The following is a 17,751-nucleotide window of genomic DNA, read 5'->3' on the forward strand; positions in this document are numbered from 1 at the left end:
CCCGAAGGTCCCCTCCTTTCCCCCGTAGGGCGTATGCGGTATTAGCAGTCGTTTCCAACTGTTATCCCCCTCGACTGGGCAGATCCCTAGGCATTACTCACCCGTCCGCCGCTCGCCACCTCAGGAGTAAACTCCCTTGTGCTGCCGCTCGACTTGCATGTGTTAGGCCTGCCGCCAGCGTTCAATCTGAGCCATGATCAAACTCTTCAATTAAAGTTTTGTTGCTTCCGTCTTRCGACTTCAGCGGCTCAATGAATTCTGATTTTTTGTTCCCACTTAAAAGCAGAAACAAACTGTACATATTGCTATGAACACTCATTGTTACATTGATTTAAATTTTTGACTGCCAACCCRAAGGYTAAGCAGTTTCGATTAACTCAACACCTGTGAGTGTCCACACAGATTTCTTGTTTTATCTTGTTAAAGAGCAACTCAACCTCATAAGAGAASKTGAGTACCACACTGAGCGYCGAACGCTTCCAGTTGGCTAGGGCTGCGTATTCTACGCATTTCCCGTTTCGCGTCAAGGAGTTTTTTCAACTTCTTGACGCGCTTGAATTAAGTGCTTAAAAGCGCCTCAATTCAACCTAATTCGTCAGCTGGCTTTCGCTGTCTGCCGTGTCAGTGGATGCGCATTATAGGGAGATTGAGAAAGTCCGCAACCCCTATTTTAAGGGAATTTGCAGTTAATTCTAATTATCTAATCTAGTCACATCATACCCACCACTTACCCCCAAAGTTATCCACACACAGCTCATTTTAGACTCAGTTTCAACTTAAAATGAGGTTTGATGAGCCTCTATATACTACGAATAAAGCATGGAGATTCCGTTGATTCTCGAGGCCAGAGGTGGATTCTTGATGCAGCTTGTTCTAATAAATGGGCAAACGATAGATTAAAGAGACTCTTTGCCGACTTAATCAGAGATACAGGTCGTATTGCACAGAGCTGAGATTGGCCACTTGTTAGCGATATGCTTATCTATTAAAGCTAAGTTGATTTATCAAAGACGTCATGCACATTAAGAGTAGCATGTGCGCTTACCTATATTTAGTGACAGGATATTTAGTGACAGGAAATTTAGTGGCAATAATTTAGAAGCAAAAAAATACCCGCCAATGGCGGGTATTGTCTCATTCAGCTATGGCGTTAAACGCTGAGCTTATTCTTCAACAGGCGAGACCACGAACAGTAAGTCGCCTTGAGACACTTGCTGACCATTGCTGTTCAGGATGCGCTCTATACGATACTTCTTATCTTCAGGGTACAGAATCGCACTCTGGCGGTTAAAGCCAGCTAAGGTCACTTGCGAGAACATCTTCATCGCTTCTGTTAGTGCTAGTGTTTGATCGACCGTGACTATGTCACCTTCTTTCACAAAATCCGCTTCACCCGGTGCAGAAGAGGTATAGAAGATACCTGCGCCTTGGGCTAACACTTTCAGTTCGTTACTTTCGCCAACACGCAGTGACTCAGTGTCTACTTCCACAGTTTCAGCGGCAGCTTCCATTTCTGCGATCAACGCAGGAATATCGAGCTCGGCCATTAAGCGTGGCAGATAGTTAGTATCGTAAACACCTTCGTTGAAAGTACCATCTTTCAAGATCAGCTTGAGCAACGGAATGTTAGTCGCGATGCCTTTCAGCACTACACTGTCTAAGTATTCGTACAGTTTGGCAATCACATCCTCACGGTTTTCACCGCGCATGATGATTTGCGCAATCAAGCTATCGTAGTATGGCGATACTTCTTTACCTGGCGCAGCAATCGAAATGATTTCCACATCGGGATGATCTGGGAACACACACTCAGTGATCTTGCCCGGATTAGGAATCAGCTGCAGTATGCCATGGCTATCGAGCGCCGCTTTCTCAGCCGTCACACGTACTTCCATCGCATAACCAATTTCTTTAGGCTCTAACGCTGCAATTGAACGGCCAGCGGCAATATCAAACTGCGCACTAACGATATCAATACCTGAAGTCGCTTCCGTAACAGGATGCTCAACCTGCAGACGCGTGTTCATCTCCATAAAGTAGACTTCGTTTGCATCTAAGTTATAGATGAACTCAACGGTACCTGCGCCCATGTAATCGGTCGCGTCGCCTAAGGCACGGGTATAAGCCAGCACTTGTCGCTTCAGCTCATCCGGCAACATAGTTGAGCCAGATTCTTCGACCACTTTTTGGTTGTTACGTTGAACCGAACAGTCACGCAAACCTAATACTTTCGCGTTGCCGAACTTATCACGCAGTAACTGCACTTCGATGTGACGCAGTGATGTCACATATTTCTCTAAGTACAAGTCACCGTTACCAAAGGCTGCAGCCGCTTCGGTTGCAGTTTTTTGGAATAAACCAATCATGTCTTCAGGACGTTTTACAACCTGAATACCTTTACCGCCACCACCTTGTACCGCTTTAAGCAATACTGGATAGCCAATTTCGCTCGCCACGTTTACGGCTTGTTCAGCATTGGTCAGAATACCGTGCGAACCAGGTACAACAGGTACGTTTTGCGCTTGCGATGTCTTAATTGCGTTCGACTTGTTACCCATAGTCGTCATTGAATGCACGCTAGGACCGACGAAGTTAACACCGTTATTCACACACAATGCAGCAAACTGCGGGCTTTCTGATAGGAAACCGATACCTGGATGCAATGCATCAACCTGTTCATATTCGGCTACTTTCAGCACAGAGTATGCGTTCAAGTAACTTTCATCCGATGTGTTACCACCGAGACAAACTAACTTGTCGGTTTCTTTGAGCATGTCCGCGGGCACTGATGTCATATCAGGATCCGACGCCACTAATACCACATTGATATTATTGTCGTGAGCCTTACGGATCAGTTTTACAGCAGTACAACCACGGGCGTGAACCAATACTTTGTTAATTGGCTTCATTAACTTACGTGGATCGTTCTGCACGATCACTTCTTCTTCAACAGTAGCTTCAACCACTAAGGTCGACAGTGCATTGATGATCACGTCGTTAATTTTTGCCGAAGGCATTGGCATCAGAGGATCGATACCTGCTAACTGAGAGTCTAAATTGTCGCTGAATGGGTTATGGACTAAGCCCGCCATTGCGCCAGGTACTTTTGACAAGTAGTTAGACAGCGTTGCCGTTGATGGTAAGTAAGCTGGCACCACCATTTGACCTGCGAATGGCATGTTAGTACCAGACAGGTAGTAAGTTTGCACCAATGGGTGAGTCACAAAACTCGCCTGCGCACCACCGGTACAGTCACCAAAACCAAACATCAGTACTGGCAATTCGTTATCACGAATAAAGCGCGTGATACGGTCGTTCACGACAGCCATAGAGAATAGCGCCGCGGCGCCTTCTTTAGTCTGCATACCACCTGAACTGATAAAGCACACAACGGGTAATTTACGCTTAGCACACTCAATCAATAGTGCAGAGAATTTCTCAGCACTGGCCATATCGAATGCACCCGCTTGGAATGCCGTGTTAGACACAGCCACACCCACACGCACTTTTTGACCTTTTTCTTTAAAGTCAGCAATACCTGTGATCAAACCACATGGGCGAATGCCTTTGTCTAACGCATCTTCGATTGATAAACGGAAGCCTGGGAAGTTGAGCAAGTTAGCCGACATTTTGTCGCCGTTGATCTCTTCGAAATGGGTAAAGAACTGCTTCACCACATTTTCCCAAGTCATGTTGCCTTTACGTTTTTCGTCACGTAGCACTTTTTGGATCAATAGATCTTGATAACCCATGGTCAAGCGGTTCCAGAAGTCCTTACGACGACCGATACGCACAGGGTTGATCGCACCAGTGTACTTGCTGGTATCGCTTTCACTATCGAAATACTCAGGCAGTAAACGCTCGAAGAAGTAAGTCAGTACCACGAATAGACTGTCGTTAAGTTGTGGGAAACCCACACTCTTCCACTGCTCTACTCGCACCAACAAATCGGCGCGGTTCGATTGACCCATAAAATACTTGAGCCACTTATAGAACTTAGCTTTGTCGTTCGAGGTATCTTGCGTCGACAATGCATGGTCAATTGACTTGTGCAACAGGTTGTTCACTGAGTTACGTGACAAACTCTTCGACATCATGGCTTCTTTAGCGATTGACGCTAAGCTGCCCACAACGTTGTCATACAAGGCATTGAAGATCAGAATGTTATGGCATTGCCAAATAAAGTCTTCACGCAGTTCTTCATTTACCACCACGTCCAGCACAGTCAGCTGATTCAGCTCAGGCCATTTAGCTTGAGTCACAGAGTTTGGCAAACTTTCTAAGTGCTGAATCAGCCCTTTAAAGTTGTTAGCCGCATTGCTCTTCCAGCGATGATACAAAGACCAGCTAATGTTGAATAACAACGCCTTACGTGCTTTTTTATAGTTCTCTTTTGGCTCACCCAAAATCAAACGTGTCAGCATGTTACGCTCGGTAGAGACTTCGTCACGTTTAGCGACAAAGTTAGTCCACAATTTATTCAAATCTTCGTCATAAACTAGCTTGTCAGGGTTAGACAACCAAGCTTGGAACACACGGTCTTGTTCCTGTTGAATACGTGCCAACAGATCACCTTCTGGCACGCTAGCACGTGACAGACGACCATATTGCTCTTGAGAAATAGAATGGATACGGCTACGTAGCGTTAAATAACGCAAATAGCGATAGGCGCTACCGAACAAGTTATGGTGACTGGTAGGGCTCGTTGCCACAGCCAATTCAGCGTTCAGTTCCAAAGCCATCAAGTTTTTAGATGGATTAAGGAAACGAGTTAAACTGCGATCATAATGCTCTCGTAAATCTTTAGATTCACGCACAAAATTCATCGCTGCACGCTCAACCGCTTCTACGCTGCTAATAATAGCGCGGCGCAGATTGTGCTGACGCTCGTCGCGATCGCCTGGTGAAAAGTCGATGATACCGTCGATACAACCTGAGGTATAAAGCTCTTCTGGTGATACACCCACAGATTTCGCACATTCTTGCCAAGATAAGTTGTACTTACGGGCAATACTTTGCAGACCTTGTGGCTGGATCGTGTTGAAAATACCGTCACGCAACGACAACAGAATGTTCGCAGCCGCTAATGGAATTGCGCCACCAGAATAACCAGCACCAATTACGATACCGACTGTCGGTACGTCAACGTTGGCGCTTTCTGCGATGGCTTTAGAAATTGAATGCGCTTGGTTTTGGCTGTTAGCGATTTCGCCAGCATCCGCCCCTGGGGTATCAATTAAATAGATAATAGGCATAGACAATTCGGCGAAATGACGAATTGCTTTACAAGCGGCGTAATGATGCTCAGGCATCCAAGCACCGTTAGCGGTAGTGCGTTCTTGGGCAATAAAGCCAATACGACGAGTGCGTGAACCAAAGTTCAGCTCGACCTCAGCACTGTAAAAAGAGCCCAAGTGAGTTTCCGTAATCAAACGACCTTTAAGATCGGCAATAATACGTTTTGCACCAGGACGACCTTTATCTTGGGTCGGCTGGATCACTTTAGCAACGTAACCGTCGACATCTAAAGATGCCAAGTCTTTTAAGTTTGCTTGAATAGCATCCTCATTTAAAAGACCTTTAATTTCTTCCGATAAACTCTGTTTACTATGCTTAGGAAACAGAGAAAAATCTTTTGCCAAATGCTCGGCCTGTAAAAAAAGCGGATCGGGCGTTTGGGCTTGAGTCATGTGTTTGGGCTGATTATTGCTGGTCATCAAAAGATCCTCTGCTTAGCCTCTGAAAATTTTTAGCCAATAAATATAACTTTGTTATCCCGTCAAATGCCATTAAACTGCATAGGACGCTTTGTTCCAAATATGAGACAGTGGGAATAACATGCCAGATTTAAACGGTATGATGCTATTTGCAGCCGTAGTTAGAGCGAAGGGATTCTCCCAAGCTGCACGTGAAACCGGCCACCCAAAATCCACCATAAGTCGCAAAATCGCGCAGCTAGAAGAACAACTTGGCGTGCGATTACTACAGCGCGACACCCGTAATTTGAGTTTGACCCAAATCGGGGCACTCTTTTATCAACACTGTGATTCGATTCGCAATGAGGTAGAAGCGGCCAAGGCAGTTATCGAGAATACTCACGATGATGTGTCAGGATCATTACGTATTGCAATCCCAGTGTCATTTAGCCAAGAACTTATCGCTAACCTCTGTAGCGGATTTATGCGTTTATATCCCAATGTTGAATTGGATGTCCAGTTTACCGACAACGATATTGGTTTAGTCGGTGAAGGATATGACATAGCCATCAAATATGGTCCACTTCAATCGTCGGACTTAGTCGCAAGATTACTGTTTGAACGCCAGCCAATTTTGGTGGCAAGCCCTGCATACTTAAAACTCAAAGGCACACCCGCGACCCCAAAGGAACTCAGCCTGCACAGTGGGATTTTATTGGGGACTTCTCGCTCAGCACCAATTTGGCCATTGGGTAAAGGTTCGCGTAAAACCATGGCGAACTTTCAGCGTAAAGTGAGGGTCAACAGCCCGATAATGGTGAAGCAATTAGCCATAGATGATTTTGGCATCGCCATGTTATCCAATTCAGCCTGTAAGACTGAACTTGCTAATGGACAGCTAGTACCGATTTTACAGGAGTGGCCGATTGAACCTTTTAAGGTTTATGGGGTTTATTCGAGCCGACGCCAACTGGCCACCAACATCAGTGTCTTCTTAGATTTCTTTGTAAAACGCTTCAGCAGCCAAGAAAGCCTGCAATCCCTAATGGGTTAACGTTTCCCGTCGCATCAAGGAAGCCTGTTTCAAGAAAGCCCAATAAAAAAGCCTAGATCTGAGTCTAGGCTGTCAGTATCACGATTGATGTCAGCTAAGTAGGCAGCGTCATACGCAATTCTCGCAAGGTTTGGATACGCTATGCTTACGCTACCTAGCATGGGCTAAGGAATAACGCGTTCCCGTTTTAAGATTTCCTTAGTAATGGCTTGACGCAATGGTAAACCTGCCGCGTCGGGAATATCCATATTCATCGCAAAAAACCATACATTATCATCGAGTTCAACCCAACCTACCCACCAGCCAATGCTTGGTTCTGCTCTGACTGCATAACCGGTTTTCGCACGGATAATATAGTCAGAATTCGCTTCAGTCAGCATGGCTTGCTTAACAATACGTAAACTGCGCTCAGAAGCGTGTATCTTGTTGTGATAAAGCTTACGTAGGAAATCGATTTGCTCCGTAGCCGAAATTCGTATGCCACCATCTAACCAAAAGCTATCCAAATTTCCCGAAATATCCTCATTACCATAATCAAACGAGGCGATCATCTTCGACATACGCGCCTCACCAATTTGGCGAGCAAACTCTTGGTAGACAGGCACAACCGAATACTTCATTGCAGTAATAAGGTTATGATCACGATTCCAAGTTGCGATATCTCGACTTTTACCATCCCAATTAAAGACTTGATGCTCATCCTTCACCACGCCAAGCTCTAGCGCGATCAAACTGTTAGGAATCTTAAACGTCGATGCAGGTAAAAAACCTTGATTGGCACGTTTAAGATTATTAGTGAATCCCTGTTGCTTGTTTTCATTCCATAACACCACTACGCCTTTAGTTTGGTGCTGAGTAAAACTAGCATCCCAACTGCGGGTTTCTTGCCACTCCTTAGCTGTAGTAGATGCAAAAGTCGGCGCCACTAAGCTTGACGACACTAAAATAGACGACATCACCAGCACAGCCGATATGGTGAACAAACGCATAAAGTCTCCTTGTAGAAAAACAACCAATCCAATGAACTAAAAAAGTGATTAAGGCTATCACTTAGGGTTTTGGCAAGCCCTAGCAAACTGCTGACCAATTGTGGCAAAAAAGAGGCAAACTAGACCCTATTGCACTGTTGCAGATGGGTTAATGCCAGCGCCATATGATTTGTGATAGAAGATATTGGCATAAGATGACAAAGATCACTGAGCTTAACTTTATTACCCTTAGCTTGTAGTGCATACTTTTTGGCATATGAGACTATCCGCACGAAAAAAATAATCATTATTTCCAATGAATAACGTCTAATCACTACAGGGAAGCCAAACATGTTGAAGCCAGTGTTAACACTCATCCTCACCACCAGCTTAATGACTACAGCCAGTGCCGTGCAGTTATTTGGTGACGTTGAAGTTTCCCGCCTACCAGCAGCCGAAAAAACCATAGGCGACGTAGTCACTCGCTATCAAGCACTTGACGATGGTCTGGCTCAGCTGAGCTCAAAGAAAAACGAAGTTGACGCCACCCAATTAGCGGCGCGCCAAGGACACAGATTGTGGCAACAAGCTGTCCGCGATGTACAGTCAGGGCATTTTGACGACCGACCTTTATACTGGGCTCGCCTTGCCATGCTTAATAGTCTAGAAACCACCAGCGCCAACTTTAAAATGGCCGATTGGCAACAAGACATATTAATGAGTGCGGTTGAAAAGGCCTCACGGGGTTTTAGCGATATTCAATATGGTGATGATGTCCAAATCAAAATATTTCTCACTGGTTTCGATCCTTTCTTCCTCGACAAAGATATCACCCAGAGTAATCCTTCAGGTTTAGTCGCCCTCGCCTTGGATGGTTTTCGCTTTGAAATTAATGGTAAAACGGCGCAAATAGAAACCGCTATGGTGCCAGTGCGTTTTGCAGATTTTGATCAAGGACTTATCGAGTCGCTATTGAGCCCGATTTATCGCGATCCCAAAACCCAATTTGTGTTCACCGTTAGCATGGGCCGAACTGATTTTGATATTGAACGTTTCCCTGGGCGAAAGCGCAGTGCAGCGGCGCCCGATAACCAAAACGTACTCACTGGCGGCACTAAAACCGCACCGGTTGCCCCAAAGCTTAATGGTAAAGATTTTATCGGCCCCGAATTTGTGGAATTTTCACTGCCTGTTTCGGCTATGCAAGTCAAAGATGGTCAATGGAAAGTCAATGATAACCATACTGTCACTACCCTTGCCCGCGGCGAATTTAGTGCAACATCATTAAACGAACTGCAAAACGAAACCTCAGTCGAAGGTTCAGGCGGCGGTTATCTCTCTAATGAAATCTCCTATCGCGCCATAGTCTTGCAGCAAAAGTTTAATAGCCATACCAAGGTCGGCCACATTCACACACCAAGAGTCAAAGGCTATGACGCAGATACTGAGCAAGCCATAGTCGAACAAGTACGCACTATGGTGATGCAAGCGGCGGCGAGTTTATAGCCAAGTCACATTTCCTGAAACAGGCTGAAACTAGTATTGTCAGATAGCGTTCGCTATGATGCGAACGCTTCTGATGTGAACGCTTAGGCAGGCTTAATCACCGATAAGTTTTAAGCACTCAATTTTATCTTTAACCGAAGAGATCCAACGCTAACCCTATGCTGAAACCCGCTGACTTACTCAATGCCTTACGCCGTCGCAGCAGTGAAGCACTTGCACCACTGTCAAGGTCGACGTACTCAGCCTTAGGCCAAAGCCAAGATAAGTCGCAGGTGATAACGAGTCCACCAGCACCCAATCCGGCTCAGGCGCATATTTTCACCGGTTCATCACGCCCACTCTCGTCACTACAAATTCAAGTACTAGAGCGAATTGAAGCCTGTTATCAAGAGGCAGAGATATTGCTTAAGCGCACTTTTCCACGCCCAGTCACTCAATTTAGTTTAAGGGGTAAGAGTGCGGGTACGGCTCATCTGCAACAGAATCGCTTGCGATTCAATCCTGTATTGCTACGCGAAAACAGCGAGGCATTTCTGACTGAGGTCGTCCCCCACGAAATTTGTCATTTACTGTGTTTTCAGCTTTTTGGCAAAACCAAACCCCACGGTAAAGAATGGCAATCTTTGATGTTAACGGTATTTAAGGTCAATCCGAGTACCACACATAGCTTTAATACCACTTCAGTTACGAGTCGCGATGTTGAGTATCGCTGCGCCTGTGGACCAATTCGACTGAGTATTCGCCGCCATAACAAGGTGCTGCGTGGTGAAAGTCGTTATATTTGTAAACGCTGTAAGACCCATTTAACTGCGATCTAGCGACTTTCAGCAAACAAAACCCCCACCTAAGTACGACTCAATTTGCATAAACAGCGATATTTCCCTTACCATCACGCCATAAAAGACGAGCCAAAGGCTCGCGTAGTGTTTGTTATTTTGGGATAAATTTTGAACAAAGCTTCTTTAACCGTTAATTCACGGCGACTTTTGTTGTGCCTAATCACTTGGGCGGCGACCTTATCTGTGCCCGCAAGTGCCTCAGTGTCACATCCCAGCAGTTTCAGCCAAGCGAAAACCAAGTCACAGGCGCTCTACGCAGGCAGTCGCCAAGGTACTCTGCCCGCAGTCAGCTTTTACTGTGGCTGTGAAATTCAGATCAAAGGCAAATCGTGGAAACCCGATCTCGCCAGCTGTGGTTATCAAGTCCGTAAACAGGAAACCCGCGCCAACCGTATCGAGTGGGAACACATAGTCCCCGCCTGGGAATTTGGCCATCAACTCCAATGCTGGCAAAAGGGTGGCCGTAAAAACTGTGCCGATAACAGTAATGAATTTAATAAAATGGAATCGGACATGCATAATTTGGTACCCGCAATTGGTGAGGTCAATGGCGATCGCAGCAACTTCCGATTTAGCCAATGGAACGGTAAGGCTGACCAATATGGCCAATGTGCTATGGTAGTCGACTTTAAGAATCGTCAAGCACAACCTCCCGCGAATACCCGCGGTAAGATAGCCAGAACCTACCTCTATATGCAGCAGACCTATGGTCTTAAAATCGCCTCAAGCCAATTAAAATTATTTAAGGCATGGGATAAAACCTATCCAGTTGATACTATTGAGTGCAAACGTGATAACGCCATAGCGCAAACCCAAGGTAACCATAACCCCTTTGTGCAGAATGCCTGTAATGCGCCACCACAGCGTCAACAATTAGCCGAATAAGGTCGACAATGAGAGTCCCAAGAATTTATCAACCTCAGCCATTAGCCATCAATCAACAGTTGAACTTAGACGAAGATGGCGCGGCCCATATCGGCAAGGTGCTACGCATGGGCAACGGCGAACATATCAGTCTATTTAATGGCGATGGCAATGATTATCTTGCTGAAATTGTCGATGCAGGTAAGAAGCATGTCACAGTAAAACTGCTTTCCTGTGAGGCCAATTTATCTGAGTCGCCACTCAACTTGCACTTAGGCCAAGTGATTTCCCGTGGAGATAGAATGGAGTTCACCATTCAAAAATCAGTCGAGCTTGGCGTGAATACGATTACGCCGCTGTTTTCAGATCGCTGCGGTGTGAAACTCAACGGTGAACGCCTAGAGAAAAAAATTCAGCAATGGCAGAAGATCGTCGTGAGCGCCTGTGAGCAATCGGGACGCAGCCAAGTGCCCATGGTTCGCCCAGCGATGGACTTGCACGATTGGTGCAGTGAGCCGACCTCAGCGCTTAAACTCAATTTGCATCCACGTGCCGCACACGGTATCAATGGCTTAGATTTGGCGCATACCCGCGTGCGACTATTAATTGGCCCAGAAGGCGGTTTGTCGGCGGAAGAAATCGCCATGACAGAAACCTATCAATTTACCGATGTGTTGCTTGGCCCCAGAGTGCTACGCACCGAAACCGCCTCGCTCACCGCCATTACGGCACTGCAACTCAGATTTGGTGATTTAGGCTAGACCGTCCACAGCCGCACACAGCGGTGGTATGGCACCCCATTATCCAATAAATGCTTTTTTGCCTGCAAACGGCGACAAATAAGGAACAGATTAATGATAAAACTCGGCATAGTGATGGACCCCATCAGTGAGATCAACATTAAGAAAGACTCCAGTTTTGCCATGTTAATGGCCGCGCAGGAAAGAGGTTATCAGCTGTTTTATATGGAAATGGCCGATCTTGCCATGGTCAACGGTGTGGCTATGGCCAATATGCGTCCGTTAACTGTTTTCAATGATGCGAGCAAATGGTTTGAACTCGGCGAAGCTACAGACACGCCGATGAGCGAACTCGACGTGATCTTAATGCGTAAGGACCCGCCATTCGATACTGAGTTTATCTACGCAACTTACATGCTTGAACGCGCCGAAGAACAAGGCGTGTTGATCGTTAACAAGCCGCAAAGCTTACGTGATGCTAACGAGAAACTGTTTACCGCATGGTTTAGCGAATTCACGCCAGAAACGATCGTGACCCGTGATGCCAAACGTATCCGCGCTTTCCACCAAGCGAAGGGCGATATTATTCTTAAGCCACTTGATGGTATGGGCGGCACCTCGATTTTCCGCGTGAAGCAGGACGACCCAAACCTTGGGGTCATCATAGAAACCTTGACCAGCTATGGCCAACAATATGCCATGGCGCAAGCCTTTATCCCTGAGATAACCAAAGGTGATAAACGCATTTTAGTGGTCGATGGTGAGCCTGTACCCTACGCCTTGGCGCGTATCCCAATGAAAGGCGAAACCCGTGGTAACTTAGCGGCAGGCGGAAGCGGTGTAGCTCAACCTTTATCCGACAGCGATTGGGCAATTGCCCGCGCCATTGGTCCAGAACTTAAAAAACGTGGACTGATTTTTGTCGGCCTCGATGTCATTGGTGACAAGCTGACTGAGATCAACGTAACCAGTCCAACTTGTATCCGTGAGATCCAAGCAGCATTTGATGTCGACATCACAGGCATGTTAATGGATGCTATTGAAGCACGCATTAACACCAAAGCATAAAAATTTACCAACGAGTTTGTTGATTTAAGGCGCTTTGACATCACAAGCGCCTAGCCACTTTCTAGGGATGTGATATGAGTTTCACCAAAGCGCCATTCTTGTTACTCGGCATAGGTTTATTACTATCGACTCCGACTTGGGCCAACATAGAAACAGGTCCAACGAAAGCACCGTCGCGTCCCAAAAATATTGTCATCATGATAGGTGATGGTATGGGACCGTCTTACACTAGCGCTTACCGTTACTACAAAGATAATCCTGACACAGAGGAAGTTGAACAAACCGTATTCGACCGTTTACTTGTAGGTATGGCGAGCACTTATCCCGCCAGTGTCAGTGGTTATGTTACCGACTCAGCCGCGGCAGCAACTGCGCTCGCCACTGGCGTTAAATCTTACAATGGGGCGATTTCGGTCGATACCCAAAAGCAACCGCTGCCGACCATACTCGAAAAAGCCAAATCCCTTGGCCTCAGCACAGGTGTAGCTGTTACATCCCAGATAAACCACGCCACGCCTGCAGCCTTTTTAGCCCACAACGAGAGCCGTAAAAACTACGACGCCTTAGCACTCAGCTATCTAGAAACCAACGCCGATGTATTCTTAGGCGGTGGTCAAAAATACTTTACCCCTGAGCTATTAGCGCAATTTAAAGCCAAAGGTTATCAACATATTACTCGTTTTGAAGATCTCGCCAGCATCACTCAACCTAAAGTGCTAGGCTTGTTTGCCGAAGTCCAATTACCTTGGGCGATTGATGAAAAAGATGCGAAAAAACTCAGCACTTTAACCCAAAAAGCACTCAGTTTACTGTCGCAGAATGACCAAGGTTTTGTACTGTTAGTCGAAGGAAGTCTCATCGACTGGGCGGGTCACAATAACGACATCGCTACAGCCATGGGTGAAATGGATGAATTCTCCAATGCCATTGAGGTGGTTGAGCAATTCGTGCGTGAACATCCTGATACCCTGATGGTGATCACCGCCGACCATAACACCGGTGGCCTATCGATTGGCGTCGATGGAAACTACAACTGGAACCCTGAAATCCTACGTAACATTTCAGCCAGTACCGACACATTAGCCTTAGCCGCCATCAGCGGTGAACAATGGCAGGCCGATCTTGCCCGCGGTTTAGGTTTTGAGCTCAACGAAGAAGAAATCGCAAAATTAACGGTCGCCAGAATGCAGGGATTAGAAACCATCGCGGTTGCAATTCGCCATGTTATTGATAAGCGAACTGATACCGGTTGGACAACCGACGGTCACACAGGCACAGACGTACAAGTGTTTGCCGCAGGTCCCGCATCTGAGCTGTTTAACGGCCATCAAGACAATACTGATATCGCCAATAAGATTTTCAGCTTATTGCCAAAACCGAAGAAACCTAAGAGCTAAGCGTTAATCGATTCCTTTCATTAAAGGCAATCACATAAGGCAACCGCATAATGCAGTTGCCTTTTTTATTGGGTCTTTTTATTAGGGATTTTATTAGGTCTTAGTGCAGTGATTCGATGCAAACTGGCTCGGGCGTGAATAACGGGTATAATGCCCACACTTAAGTTTATAGGTGCCTGTAACTGTGTTAACTAATCCATCGCAAGTCATTATTCGTAATCAAGACAGCCTAAGCCAACATAAGGTGTTAGTGCTCAATCATGAAGCCGATCTACTGCCAAAAGCCCTGCTCGATGTCGCGGCCTCGGTCGATGCCCTCGCCTTGGATTATCACCATTATTTACACTTAGCGCCGCACGCGAATTCAAAACTGCGTTGCTACTTCGGCCACGAACTGCCACATCAAGACCCAATTAAACCAGAAAAGTACGATACGGTTATCGTTTATTTCCCCAAGGCTAAACCCCTCGCACCTTATCTGTTTAACCTCGCCGCCAGCCATCTTGTGCCTAACGGCCAGCTATTAGTCGTTGGGGAAAACAAAGGCGGGATTAAGTCTTTAGTTAAACTCTTGCCTGAGTATTTTGCGACGGGGATGAAGCTCGATAACGCCCGCCACTGCCTGCTGTTTGGTAGCAATTTAGAGGGCTGCGCCCCGGCAATGAAACTTAGCGACTGGGTCAGTCAGTATCAACTCACAACGCCGCAAGGCGAGATCAGTATCTGTAATTTAGTCGGGGTATTTAGCGAAAAACGGTTAGATCTCGGCACTGAATTATTATTGTCACACCTACCAACACTCTCGGGCCGAGTGCTCGATTTTGGTTGCGGCGCTGGCGTGATCACCGCCGCTCTACTAAAAGCACAACCGAGCCTATCCCTAGAATGCGTTGATATTAATGCCATGGCGTTAGCTTCTTGTGAACTCACCCTGGCGGCCAATGGCATGACAGCAAAAGTGTATCCATCCGATGGGCTCGCGCAAACCACAGGAAAATTTAACGGCATTATCTCTAATCCGCCGTTTCATGATGGCCTCGCCAGCACTACCAGCATAGCGCAGAACTTTGTCACCGATAGCGCTAAGCAATTACAGCATAATGGTATTTGGCAAATAGTCGCCAATCGCCACCTGCCCTATTCCGATATTATCGCCGCCGAATTTGGCCAATTGAAAGTGGTTGCCGATAACAACAAGTACAAGTTGTATTACTTCCAGCACAAATAGATGTTTTATTAATAACGCGCAGATGCTTTCGCTGAAGCGCGTTATTGGCAACCCAGCCACTCACTCTTATCCCAATCCCTGTTTGTTTTTAGATAAAACCTCCCTTTCATCGTGTTACAAAATTCAATATTGTGATCTGCCGCATGCCAGCGATTCTGACAATTTCTCACTTATAATCACTCAACAGCCGTTCCTAACATAGGGATTCGATTTAAAACATCAAAATAATGGTTAAACCTAAAATCAATATAAGTTGTGGTTTATTCAGTAATTTTTGTTATAAAACCAGAGATAACACTGATTATAAGACTCAATTTTTTATAAAAAACTATTTTAAAATTCACTCATAGACCATTAACAACAAAATGACAACATTTGCTGATTTTGCAGCCAAAAAGGCTTCTTTACCCTAAGTTTCTACTGTTATACTCAAAACAGCTTCTTAACAAGAATAAAACGCAATTACTAGGAATGCCCCTATGCTGGACCCTGAACTCATAGAGCTAAACAGCGATAAGACAAAAGCTGAATTGCGCCTGATCCCGAATGTCCATGGTCCAGTCACCCATGAAGACATAATGCGCCTGTTATCTTTACCTGAATTCGCCGCCCTGTTTCCGCTAGAACCAGCCATTACTAAAACCGTCGCTAAAATCAACTCTCTTTGTAATCAAGACGATGGAAAATTTGAGCTCTATACTACTTTGGCCGAACGTCGCGATGGCAGCATAGCTATCGAGATTAGTCCCGATAAAATGCAAGCCAGTCTTAAACTTACCGCAGCATGGGGTGGTAAACAGATAGATTTGCCAGAGATCCTCACTCATCTCAAAAAAAACAACGTCTGCATGGGGCTAAGCAAACTCAAAATTCAAGCTCTACTAAAGCAACTCAGCACACTCAAGCCAGGGGAAATCTGCCAAAGTGAAATAGCCCAAGGCAAAGCCCCTGTTAATGGACTCAATGCGGTACTAGAACGCAAAGTATTCCTTGCGCGGGAGCGCTTGCTTCAGCCACAAGAGCGCGAAGATGGCAGTGTCGATATGCGCAATTTAGGCGCAATGATCGTTGTTAAAGCCAATGATCTCTTGATGGTTAAACATTTAGCCACCGAAGGCACTCCGGGCTACAACATCAAGGGCGAAGTCCTTAAACAAAAACCAGGTAAGGATGCCGTGCTTCAAGCGGGTACAGGCACAGCTTTTCATCCCAAAGATCCCAATAAGCTGATCGCCACAGTGCCGGGGCAACCCGTCGAAACCCGTACAGGTATGAATGTCGATGATGTACTGCAACTTAAAGATGTCGACATCAGCACAGGCCATGTCACCTTCAAGGGCAGTATTTTAATTACAGGTGATGTCCACGAGGGCATGATAGTTAAAAGCTCAGGCGATATTACCGTGATGGGGTTTGTGGACTCCGCCACCCTTGAAGCAGAAGGTGATGTCACTGTGAGTAAAGGCATCATTGGCCGCCAGATTAAAGCCAATGAATACTCTACCAATATCTATTCTCAAGGGCAGATCAGCGCCCAATTTGTGCAATATTCTCAATTAGTTGCCAAAGGTAATATCTTAGTCACTAAACAGTTGCTGCACAGTAATACCAAAACCGCCGGCAGTTTAACGGTCAGCGATCCTAGCGGTCGTCGTGGTGATCTGGTTGGCGGAGTTGCACACGCTGAAAAAGGCATCACGGCGGTTGTCATAGGTGCAACGGCAGGGACTAAAACTGACGTTTACTGCGCAATGGGACAGGCTGAACTCAAGCAAGATCTCAAGCTACTCGATGAGAGCGTTAAAGCTATGGTCGTCGCCAGTTTAGATATCGAGGCTCGCCTCAATAAACTGCCCCCCAAGTCAGAATGGCAAGCTGACGCGGTTATGATTGAGCAAATAAAGATGATGCTTGATGAGAAGAATCGCATCATGGACGAACGTACCCGTGAAGAGCTTGAATTCGATACCTTTAAACAAGAAGTCGAAGGCTACTACGAAAAATACCGTATCGAAGTGCTTAAACACGTATTCCTTAACGTTGAGCTGCATATAGGTCCAGCAAATCACCGTACGGCACGTGAACACGGCACTTGTTGTATTGCCAATGTTAATCAAGAGATTAACTTTGACTATAACGCCAAGGCAAAAGCTGTACCGAGCACATAAGGTTCACTAGGGTTCTTAACGCCAGTGCTGAGGCGGCTTTCGCTCGGCAGCCAAACCTCTGAACTCGTGCTGGCCTCTATCTATCTTCTCCAAGCGTGGCATACTGCTCACAGATAAACGCACGCAGCAGTATGCCAAGTCACCTTCTTGCTAAATCCTAATCCTTGTCTACTGCCGCCGATTGATCTCAGAGAATACCTCAGAGCCCATTTTAAACTTCCTA

General features: G+C 46.1%; 11 protein-coding genes and 1 rRNA gene. 9 read left to right on the forward strand and 3 right to left on the reverse strand.

Annotation, left to right across the window (positions count from 1 at the left end):
* A 16S ribosomal RNA gene (locus L5L97_RS09425) occupies window positions 1-213 on the reverse strand; the annotation flags it as partial.
* A 950-nt stretch (window positions 214-1,163) separates the two neighbouring features.
* Window positions 1,164-5,717, reverse strand: coding sequence for a biotin carboxylase N-terminal domain-containing protein (locus tag L5L97_RS09430; protein ID WP_263181647.1), 4,554 nt, complete (start codon window positions 5,715-5,717; stop codon window positions 1,164-1,166).
* A 121-nt stretch (window positions 5,718-5,838) separates the two neighbouring features.
* On the opposite strand from L5L97_RS09430, the gene L5L97_RS09435 reads away from it, so the two are divergent.
* Window positions 5,839-6,750 (forward strand): LysR family transcriptional regulator, encoded by a 912-nt coding sequence (locus L5L97_RS09435; RefSeq protein ID WP_105251501.1) that lies wholly within the window; start codon window positions 5,839-5,841, stop codon window positions 6,748-6,750.
* A 164-nt stretch (window positions 6,751-6,914) separates the two neighbouring features.
* On the opposite strand, the gene blaOXA is transcribed toward L5L97_RS09435, so the two are convergent.
* Window positions 6,915-7,739 carry a class D beta-lactamase gene (gene blaOXA, locus L5L97_RS09440; RefSeq protein ID WP_168826813.1) on the reverse strand — a complete coding sequence of 275 codons (825 nt, stop codon included), beginning with the start codon at window positions 7,737-7,739 and terminating at the stop codon, window positions 6,915-6,917.
* Between the two features lie 330 nt (window positions 7,740-8,069).
* Here blaOXA and L5L97_RS09445 point away from each other — a divergent pair, with 330 nt between their 5' ends.
* From L5L97_RS09445 to L5L97_RS09480, 8 genes are all read left to right on the forward strand, one after another.
* Entirely contained in the window at window positions 8,070-9,224 is a 1,155-nt protein-coding gene (locus L5L97_RS09445; RefSeq protein ID WP_263181648.1) for a hypothetical protein, read from the forward strand.
* A 158-nt stretch (window positions 9,225-9,382) separates the two neighbouring features.
* Window positions 9,383-10,042 carry a SprT family zinc-dependent metalloprotease gene (locus L5L97_RS09450; protein WP_263181649.1) on the forward strand — a complete coding sequence of 220 codons (660 nt, stop codon included), beginning with the start codon at window positions 9,383-9,385 and terminating at the stop codon, window positions 10,040-10,042.
* 129 nt (window positions 10,043-10,171) lie between these two features.
* The gene (gene endA / locus L5L97_RS09455) at window positions 10,172-10,948 is read left to right on the forward strand and encodes an endonuclease EndA (RefSeq protein ID WP_168826806.1); all 777 of its coding nucleotides are present in this window, start codon (window positions 10,172-10,174) and stop codon (window positions 10,946-10,948) included.
* A gap of 8 nt (window positions 10,949-10,956) precedes the next feature.
* Window positions 10,957-11,688, forward strand: coding sequence for a 16S rRNA (uracil(1498)-N(3))-methyltransferase (rsmE, locus tag L5L97_RS09460; RefSeq protein WP_113941550.1), 732 nt, complete (start codon window positions 10,957-10,959; stop codon window positions 11,686-11,688).
* A 93-nt stretch (window positions 11,689-11,781) separates the two neighbouring features.
* Window positions 11,782-12,735 carry a glutathione synthase gene (gene gshB, locus L5L97_RS09465; RefSeq protein WP_168826802.1) on the forward strand — a complete coding sequence of 318 codons (954 nt, stop codon included), beginning with the start codon at window positions 11,782-11,784 and terminating at the stop codon, window positions 12,733-12,735.
* Between the two features lie 74 nt (window positions 12,736-12,809).
* Window positions 12,810-14,132, forward strand: coding sequence for an alkaline phosphatase (locus L5L97_RS09470; RefSeq protein ID WP_263181650.1), 1,323 nt, complete (start codon window positions 12,810-12,812; stop codon window positions 14,130-14,132).
* A 184-nt stretch (window positions 14,133-14,316) separates the two neighbouring features.
* Window positions 14,317-15,360: a methyltransferase gene (locus tag L5L97_RS09475; protein ID WP_263181651.1), complete on the forward strand. Its 1,044-nt coding sequence runs from the start codon at window positions 14,317-14,319 to the stop codon at window positions 15,358-15,360.
* Window positions 15,361-15,839: 479 nt separating this feature from the next.
* The gene (locus tag L5L97_RS09480; protein ID WP_168826796.1) at window positions 15,840-17,528 is read left to right on the forward strand and encodes a DUF342 domain-containing protein; all 1,689 of its coding nucleotides are present in this window, start codon (window positions 15,840-15,842) and stop codon (window positions 17,526-17,528) included.
* Window positions 17,529-17,751 lie beyond the last annotated feature (223 nt).

The organism is Shewanella sp. SM71 (assembly GCF_025653905.1).
GTDB lineage: Bacteria > Pseudomonadota > Gammaproteobacteria > Enterobacterales > Shewanellaceae > Shewanella > Shewanella oncorhynchi.

Coding starts and splice junctions, on each gene's coding strand:
- gshB (WP_168826802.1), top strand. CDS start 11,782: ATGATAAAACTCGGCATAGTGATGGACCCCATCAGTGAGATCAACATT.
- L5L97_RS09445 (WP_263181648.1), top strand. CDS start 8,070: ATGTTGAAGCCAGTGTTAACACTCATCCTCACCACCAGCTTAATGACT.
- L5L97_RS09430 (WP_263181647.1), bottom strand. CDS start 5,717: ATGACCAGCAATAATCAGCCCAAACACATGACTCAAGCCCAAACGCCC.
- blaOXA (WP_168826813.1), bottom strand. CDS start 7,739: ATGCGTTTGTTCACCATATCGGCTGTGCTGGTGATGTCGTCTATTTTA.
- L5L97_RS09470 (WP_263181650.1), top strand. CDS start 12,810: ATGAGTTTCACCAAAGCGCCATTCTTGTTACTCGGCATAGGTTTATTA.
- rsmE (WP_113941550.1), top strand. CDS start 10,957: ATGAGAGTCCCAAGAATTTATCAACCTCAGCCATTAGCCATCAATCAA.
- L5L97_RS09435 (WP_105251501.1), top strand. CDS start 5,839: ATGCCAGATTTAAACGGTATGATGCTATTTGCAGCCGTAGTTAGAGCG.
- L5L97_RS09450 (WP_263181649.1), top strand. CDS start 9,383: ATGCTGAAACCCGCTGACTTACTCAATGCCTTACGCCGTCGCAGCAGT.
- L5L97_RS09480 (WP_168826796.1), top strand. CDS start 15,840: ATGCTGGACCCTGAACTCATAGAGCTAAACAGCGATAAGACAAAAGCT.